This is a genomic window from Magnetococcales bacterium, from assembly GCA_015228815.1.
Classification (GTDB): domain Bacteria; phylum Pseudomonadota; class Magnetococcia; order Magnetococcales; family UBA8363; genus UBA8363.
In genome coordinates, this window is the sequence record JADGCV010000081.1 from 1 (window position 1) to 7,113 (window position 7,113).

Consider the following 7,113-nt stretch of genomic DNA (forward strand, 5'->3'; position numbering starts at 1 on the left):
ATATGGGTGCAACTCTTCCTTCACTATCGATGAAATTTCCTCTCGCATCTGCGGGGTGGACCATATATGGGGGATTGTCCCCAGGGTTTTGACTTTGTTTTTGATTTTGATTTTGATTTTCCACGCGCCCTTTCACCCGAAGCAAGATTCCCTCGTGGTTTTTGCGGGAATCTTGCGTAGGCGCGCGCCTTGGTCTGCCTTTCTTCGCGTTTTTTGCGAAGGAAGGCAGACGCATTGCAGGTTGTAAGGCCTGAAAACTTGCAATGTGTCCTGGTCTTTTCGCAAAAACCGCGAAAAGACCAGGACAAGGGCGCGCGCCTACGCGAATTTCCGCAAAAATCACGCGGAAATTCGCTTCGGGTGAAAGGGCGCGTGAAAAACAAAGTCAAAATCAAAACCCTGGGGGCAATCCCCCAGACCCCTTTTTTCTTTCAATAATTGAACCCGGAGGGTACCTGGGCAGTTACCTTTTTTCTTTCATGGGTACGATTTTTCTTCTGTTTCCACCCTCATTTCTTCAAACAGGGCGAGATAATGTCCAAGCAATTTTTTCAGGATCTGACGCTCCAGGGCCGGCAGATCAACCCCTCCCACCAGCCGCTCCAAACCCCGTTGCCGACACCCCGCCGCCTTTTCGAGAAGCAAACGCCTTAACGGCAGGATACGATAAGGTTCGTCAATGACCCAACGGGCCAGAAGCGATTTATCCAAACCCGCCGCCCGCAACAATTCTTCCGGAATGGTCACCAGTTGTCCGGACCGGCCAACATCACGTTCCAGATCGCGCAAGATGTGGATCACATAACAAAAGACAGCCATTTCCCGAACCAGCTCCCGATAATGCGCCACGGGCCATGGCGTCGTGAACCGATCATTGTGATGGCGGCAGGAGAGAATGTAAACGAAGACGGTCGCCGGAGCGACCGTCGCCCCTTCGGCATAGGTCAGAAAATCGTTCCATGTGACCAAGGTGTTTTTGGCGATGTCGGCCATCATGGAAAGAGCCAGGGCATTCCACGGCCATTCTCCCAGTTCCGAACGTCCCGCGGTCTGGTTGAGTGCCTCGAAGACCAACGGTTCATAGGAATCGGCCACGGCCTGGAAATCACCCCTGGCGGCGGCGCAGGCCTGAGCGCGCCAGCGCTCCACCTGTTCACGAACGACCGCAGCCCGGGATTCTTCCCCCTGGCGCTCCACCAGAAACCGCTCATCCACAAGATCGTCCACCAACCGCATCGCGGCATAACACGCGAGAAACAAACCACCCTTTTCCCGGGAAAACAAACGCGAAACCTGAAACAGGGGCGAACGGTTCCGGGCGGCGATTTCAAGACATCTGTCCAAAGGTCTGCGATCCATGGCCCCTCCCCACACCTTGAAGACTTCATGCCTCCCAATCAAAATCCATGAGGCTGGCCATTTCCAGCCCGCCAACGCAACAGGTCAACGATTCCAAAGCCAGGCCGATCATGTTGCCGGATGATCCGGGTGAATATCGAAGGACCGTGGCAGAAAACGGTCGCGAAACACAAGAAACAACAGTCCCGGAACACTTGCCAGGATCATGAACAACCGGTTGACGAGAAAGATCGAGCCAAAGGCCGCGGTCACCGCAACCGGCGACAGCCATTGACACAATTGATCGAACGCGGCTTCCCCGACTCCAAGTCCGCCCGGTGAAATCGGAAGAATGTTGGCAACCCAGGCCCAGGGACCCGCCAAAAAAAAGGTTTGGACCGGCATCACGAACAACGACAGATGAATGGCGATCCAAATCAGGGAACCGACCTCCATCATTTGACCGAACATGGAAATGGCCAGCGCCTTGACGACCTGTTTTTTTTCGGAACTGAAACAAAGAGAAAATTCGACGGCCAACTGAAACAATCGATCCAACCGTCCCCCGGGACGTCCCTTCATCCAGGCCGGAAGACGATCGACACGACGCATGAGCCACACCACCAGGACCGCTCCCAAAAGACCGGCGATGACCAACAGCCAGGTGGAAAACACAAGCAGGGACAGTGGGGTGGAAGTCATGATCCGGGGAAGCAATGTCAGTGAAAAGAGCGATGCGATCAAGAACATGGAAAACAATCCCACCAGTCGATCCAGAAGGATCGTCAATGCCGCCTGTCCCTTGCGGACCCGTGCTTCCTTGAGGACGAATGCCAGTCGCAAGGCATCGCCGCCAATCCCTCCCGGAATGAACTGGTTGAAAAAGGCCGTGATGTAGGTCAGATGATGCGCGAACCGGAACGGAAAACGCACCCCCTGTCCCTGCAACAGCCAATACCAGCGCACCGCCGCCGAGGACACCAACGCCAGGTTGCACACGATTCCAACTCCGATCACCGAAGGGGTCAAAGCGCCCTCCAGAATCAGGCTCCAATCAAGCTTCCCCCCCTTGAACATCCAGAAAATGACAGCCCCGGCGACGGCGAGTTTGACGATGAGAAAAATCGAACGCAACATCGGTGATTTCATGAGGTATCCATCGATCGGGACAATTTTGGAAAAAACAATCCCCGCAAACCAGGGGCTTTCGGGAGTGAAGGGCCTTCGTGTATCCGTGCATCCACGGGAAGGTCCGCCCCGGAAAACAATCCGCGGTGGCATTCCGGAGCGGCTTCACCGTAATGTCTTGAGCCAGGAGATCAGATCCCGGCGGTTGGCCGAACTATCCATCCCCTCGAAGGCGTAGGGATGTTCGAGAGTGTGCTCGGCCATCTGCACCTGGGGAATGAAGAGTGCCGGGTTGGTGATGAAGCGCTCCAGATTATCCTCGTCCCAAATCACCGGGTTGTCACGAATGCGGTTGAGAAAAGGACCACTGTAGGGAAAATCGACCGCACCCGCCTTCCGACCGACGATGCCCCAAAGGTAGGGACCTTTTTCGGTTTTCCGGGCGTTGGTAAGATCATGACAGACATCACAGTTGTTCCTGGCCAGGCGCTCGCCGACCGCAATGTCGGGACGCATCCGCAGCCACATCCCGGCCACCAATGCCACCGATGCCAGGCCCACCAATCCCATGACCAATCCGCGCCATTTTTTCACCCTGGGACTCCTATAAGTCGGTTCTTCCGGTCGATCGCGATGTCGCTCATGCCGCCACGGGACCTTCCCGAAACGATGCCGCCCCGGCATTTCCGTCACCCCCACCCGACCGGAAACCAACCGGTTTGTTTCATGAACATGGCACGATGGTGATTATGCCACAGCCAGGGATGAGGCGAAACGGTCTTGATGAAAGGAAGAAGCGTTGTTCGACGCGGTCGTATCCCATGTCCATCGCCGGTCGCAAAGGACCACATCCCACCACGCAACCACCACCGAAAGATATGAATTTTTTCAAATCGCGCGCATATTGAGTTGGATCGTTTGACAATGATATTTTTCATTGCTATGATGCGCTGTCAGATTATCATATTCGAGTATATTTCTTAAAACGTGACAAGGCAAACGTGTCAACGATAAAATTCACCGAGGCATCCTCCCAAAACCGAAGGAAAAATCATGGAACACGCCGCCAGCCGTCAAACAGTCCCGCCCATCTCCAATCCAGCGCTGCAATTGGCATTCATGAAGGAAATGGAACGCCATCCCGAACTGCTGCACCGTTTTGTCGAAGACCCGATGGAAACGATGAAACATCATGGAATCCGTCTCGACCAGGAGGTTCTCTCCCTCTTTTCCAACAAGGTTTTTCTCGATCCCGGATTCAACGAATCGGTCGATGGACCAAAGGCCACCCTGGAGGTCATGGGGTTTGTTTCGAGTGTCACCCATGCCGCCAGTTCCGCGGTCCATTCGGCCAGCAGCAGTGTCTCCGACGCGGCGAACTCCGCCACCGATGTAGCCTCGTCCGCAGCCTCTTCGATTACCGAAAGCGCCAATCAGGCCTCATCATCGCTCTCTTCCATGGCACAAAACGCCAGCAGCGCCCTTGAATCGGCCTCGTTCACGGCGCTTTCGACCATCGGACCGCAAAAACCCTGAATGACTTGAATGGCAGCCTCGGAAACGATCGCGACTGTCCGCGGCAATACACGGACGGTCGCGATGAGCGATCGTCCGCTGCGCGGAAATGCGATTCCATGCTGGATCGGTGTCTCCTTTTCCCACGACCGATCCCCATCAAACACCTTCATCATGTGAGACCTCATGAAAGAGAATCGTTCGATACGGCATTTCAATCGCCCGCTGTTTTTTCATTCCCTGGTGGTCGAATGCACCGATCGATGCAACGCCGCCTGTGACATCTGTTATCAGTCGTCGTCTCCCAAAGGGGCTTCCTTCTCCGGGAGCGCCACCGATCTGGCGATCGAGGTCATCGAACGTGCCCTGCGTGAAGGGATGGAGATCCAGCAGCTTCACAAAAGGTTTCACCTGGCGGGAGGCGAGGCCTTTCTGGATGTGGACCGATGCGTTCGTCTGTTCGAGCATGCCAGAAAATGCGGTTATCACTCCCTGACCTCGACGACCAACGGCTTCTGGGCGAAAAACAAAGCCCGGGGATTGGCGGTGGCCAAACGGGTACGAAAGGCGGGGCTCAACAGCATCGAGTTGAGCACCGACCATTGGCATCTGCCTTATGTTTCCGCGGCAACCATCGACAACTGCATCGCAATTTGCCGAGAGACCGGCATATCGGTCAATCTCAGGACCCTGGCGACCCTGGATCACACCCATCACGAGATTCTTTCACGTCTGGCCCCGGAATCGATCGACCACGTCACCCGCATCACCTGTGGTCCGGTGTTCTCGGTGGGGCGGGCCCGGGATGTCCTTCCCCTGGACCGTTTTGTCCGCAGGGGAGGAGAAGGAAGCTGCTATTCGGTGTTGAATCTGGCGATCAACCCGGCAGGAGATGTCTTTCCCTGTTGCGCCGGCCTGGACCATACCGACGGGATGCTCTTCGGCAACGTGCATCACAAGCCCCTCGAAGAGATCGTGCGCGGGATGGATCAATCGAAAATATTGCGAACGCTGGTATTTTTCGGGGCACGGCATTTCATTCCGATCCTTCATGACGCCGGTCTGGAAATTCCCGCCATCGAAACATACGGCAACAGTTGCGACCTGTGCGTCACCATTTTTTCCAATCCACGCCATGTCGCGGCCATTCGCGAGTACCATGCGCGCCTGGATCACAGGGCATTGGCCGCGGCAACCGCCCATCTTGAAAGTCGGTTGTCGGCGGAATGCGCGTTCATTTCCCCCCATGCCTGAGATTTCATCCCGGAGTCATTCCAAAGCCACGAATTTTCCCTCTGGACCCATTGGAGTACCAAGTGTGACCTTCCCCTTTACCGCGGACCAACTGGAATGGTACCGAAGCATCACTTTTGTCTTGAATTCTGCCCAGGGACACATCGTTCCCGAAAAGGAATCGATGGTCAATTGGCTGCTTCGCTTCAACGATTGGTTCATTCGGACCATGGGCGTCGAACGTTTCCTGCAACACATCGTTCCGGGACGGACCGTTCATATTCATTGCGACTGTTCTCCCGCCGAAGGGCGGCAACACCTGACGGCATTGGCGGAGACGGCGACACGGATCGGTTTCGTGGTCACCATCATGGTCCGGGGGGAACACCTGGAATCGTTTCTCGAATCCTTGCCTGAAGATCGTGAACAGCGCCCGATCAAGCGGGTCACTCTTGAGATTGCCGATGGTTTTCTCGCCACACCCAGGCAGGAATGGCTCGGAGCGGTCGATCGACTGTTGGCGGAGGGGATGCAGGTTCATCTGAAAGGAAATGTTCGAGAAATGCGCGACAGTGGCTTGATCGGCCTGGACCGCCTCAACCAAAGCAATTTCATCATTTATCCGTCCAAACGCAACGGCAACGAGATTCCCCTTTTTTCCCTCGATCCCTGTTCCGGTCTCCTGGCCTTTTATGTCAATGCCAAGGGAGAAATCTATCCATGCGGCGGGTTGAACGGCATCGCCGGGGTGCGTTTGGGACATATTGACCAACCCATCGAAGAGACCATTCTCGGCGGGGCATTCTCTTATCCCATGGACATGACGGAGTTGGCATGTCGGGGACCCAGGATCAAGCGAACCTTCACCAACATTCACAGCATCCACGATATTCCCATGCAATGCCGTCTGCATCGCCTGGATCTGCTGGCCGATTTTCCCCAGGAGGGCGCTCTGGTGGTCGAACAACCCCAGGATGAAGCGCAATCCGGCCAGGGTGTGGCAACCTCGTCACCACGGTCATGATGCCCATCAAACCCTCATGATCCCATCGAACATTCCCATTTCTTCAACGCCCCAAGGCAGGATCCATTATGGAACACATCACCCCGCATCCAATGAACCACCCTGTTTCAAATCCTTCGTTGCAGTTGCAACTGCTGCGAGAACTCGGGCAAGACACCAGGAATCTTACCCGGTTCATCGAGCACCCCGAGGAAACAATGAGACATCGTGGCATCTGGCTTGACCAGGAGATTCTGTTTCTTTTTGCCAACAAGGTCTTTCTCGACGACCGGTTCGTCGGTTCGGTGAACGGCCCCCTTGCCGCATCCGAGAAAAAAGGATTCATGTCGAGCGTTTCCCATGCCTTCAATTCAGCGGTCGATTCGGCCAGCAGTTCGGTGGCGGATGTGGCGACATCGGCATCGGATGCGGTCGCGTCTTCGGCGATTGCCCTGGCGGAAAGCGCCGAGTCGGCGGAAACGACGATCGCTTCCGAAGCGGCCAGCACCGAAGCGATGGAAGCCAGTGATACCGTGGCGGATGCCGCCTCGATGGCCATCGAAGCGGCAACTGCCTACAATTCCGCAACCGATGTCGCCGATGCGGTCAGCAGCACTGTTTGACCACTTGTATTTCATGAAATGGTCCGGAAAGGGTTTTCCCTCTCCGGACCATTTTTTTTCGTAATGGCCCAGGTACCCCTCCCCGGTTCGGGATTATTGAAAGAAAAAAGGGGTCTTAAGGGATTGCCCCCAGGGTTTTGACTTTGTTTTTGATTTTGTTTTTCCACGTGCCCTTTCACCCGAAGCAAGATTCCCTCGTGGTTTTTGCGGGAATCTTGCGTAGGCGCGCGCCTTGGTCCCGATCTTTTCGCGGTTTTTGCGAAGAGATCGGGA

At 55.3% G+C, this 7,113-nt stretch carries 7 protein-coding genes; 4 read left to right on the forward strand and 3 right to left on the reverse strand.

Annotation, left to right across the window (positions count from 1 at the left end):
* Nucleotides 1–477 precede the first annotated feature (477 nt).
* The 3 genes from HQL76_17815 to HQL76_17825 all read right to left on the reverse strand — a co-directional run bounded on the left by HQL76_17815 (nt 478) and on the right by HQL76_17825 (nt 3,060).
* Complete coding sequence (locus HQL76_17815) at nt 478–1,359, reverse strand: squalene/phytoene synthase family protein (protein ID MBF0111025.1); 882 nt, start codon at nt 1,357–1,359, stop codon at nt 478–480.
* A gap of 108 nt (nt 1,360–1,467) precedes the next feature.
* Complete coding sequence (locus tag HQL76_17820; protein ID MBF0111026.1) at nt 1,468–2,487, reverse strand: flippase-like domain-containing protein; 1,020 nt, start codon at nt 2,485–2,487, stop codon at nt 1,468–1,470.
* A gap of 144 nt (nt 2,488–2,631) precedes the next feature.
* Nucleotides 2,632–3,060 carry a hypothetical protein gene (locus HQL76_17825; GenBank protein MBF0111027.1) on the reverse strand — a complete coding sequence of 143 codons (429 nt, stop codon included), beginning with the start codon at nt 3,058–3,060 and terminating at the stop codon, nt 2,632–2,634.
* Between the two features lie 459 nt (nt 3,061–3,519).
* Here HQL76_17825 and HQL76_17830 point away from each other — a divergent pair, with 459 nt between their 5' ends.
* The 4 genes from HQL76_17830 to HQL76_17845 all read left to right on the forward strand — a co-directional run bounded on the left by HQL76_17830 (nt 3,520) and on the right by HQL76_17845 (nt 6,840).
* Nucleotides 3,520–4,002 (forward strand): hypothetical protein, encoded by a 483-nt coding sequence (locus HQL76_17830; protein MBF0111028.1) that lies wholly within the window; start codon nt 3,520–3,522, stop codon nt 4,000–4,002.
* Between the two features lie 165 nt (nt 4,003–4,167).
* A complete protein-coding gene (locus HQL76_17835) occupies nt 4,168–5,235 on the forward strand; it encodes a radical SAM protein (protein MBF0111029.1) in 1,068 nt (355 codons plus the stop codon).
* A 64-nt stretch (nt 5,236–5,299) separates the two neighbouring features.
* Nucleotides 5,300–6,238, forward strand: a complete 939-nt coding sequence (locus HQL76_17840; GenBank protein MBF0111030.1) for a hypothetical protein — start codon at nt 5,300–5,302, stop codon at nt 6,236–6,238.
* A 68-nt stretch (nt 6,239–6,306) separates the two neighbouring features.
* Nucleotides 6,307–6,840 carry a hypothetical protein gene (locus HQL76_17845; GenBank protein ID MBF0111031.1) on the forward strand — a complete coding sequence of 178 codons (534 nt, stop codon included), beginning with the start codon at nt 6,307–6,309 and terminating at the stop codon, nt 6,838–6,840.
* Nucleotides 6,841–7,113: the final 273 nt, after the last annotated feature.

What these genes read in the sequence shown, in the direction of transcription:
- HQL76_17815 (MBF0111025.1), bottom strand. Translation starts at nt 1,359, where the DNA reads ATGGATCGCAGACCTTTGGACAGATGTCTTGAAATCGCCGCCCGGAAC.
- HQL76_17820 (MBF0111026.1), bottom strand. Translation starts at nt 2,487, where the DNA reads ATGAAATCACCGATGTTGCGTTCGATTTTTCTCATCGTCAAACTCGCC.
- HQL76_17830 (MBF0111028.1), top strand. Translation starts at nt 3,520, where the DNA reads ATGGAACACGCCGCCAGCCGTCAAACAGTCCCGCCCATCTCCAATCCA.
- HQL76_17835 (MBF0111029.1), top strand. Translation starts at nt 4,168, where the DNA reads ATGAAAGAGAATCGTTCGATACGGCATTTCAATCGCCCGCTGTTTTTT.
- HQL76_17845 (MBF0111031.1), top strand. Translation starts at nt 6,307, where the DNA reads ATGGAACACATCACCCCGCATCCAATGAACCACCCTGTTTCAAATCCT.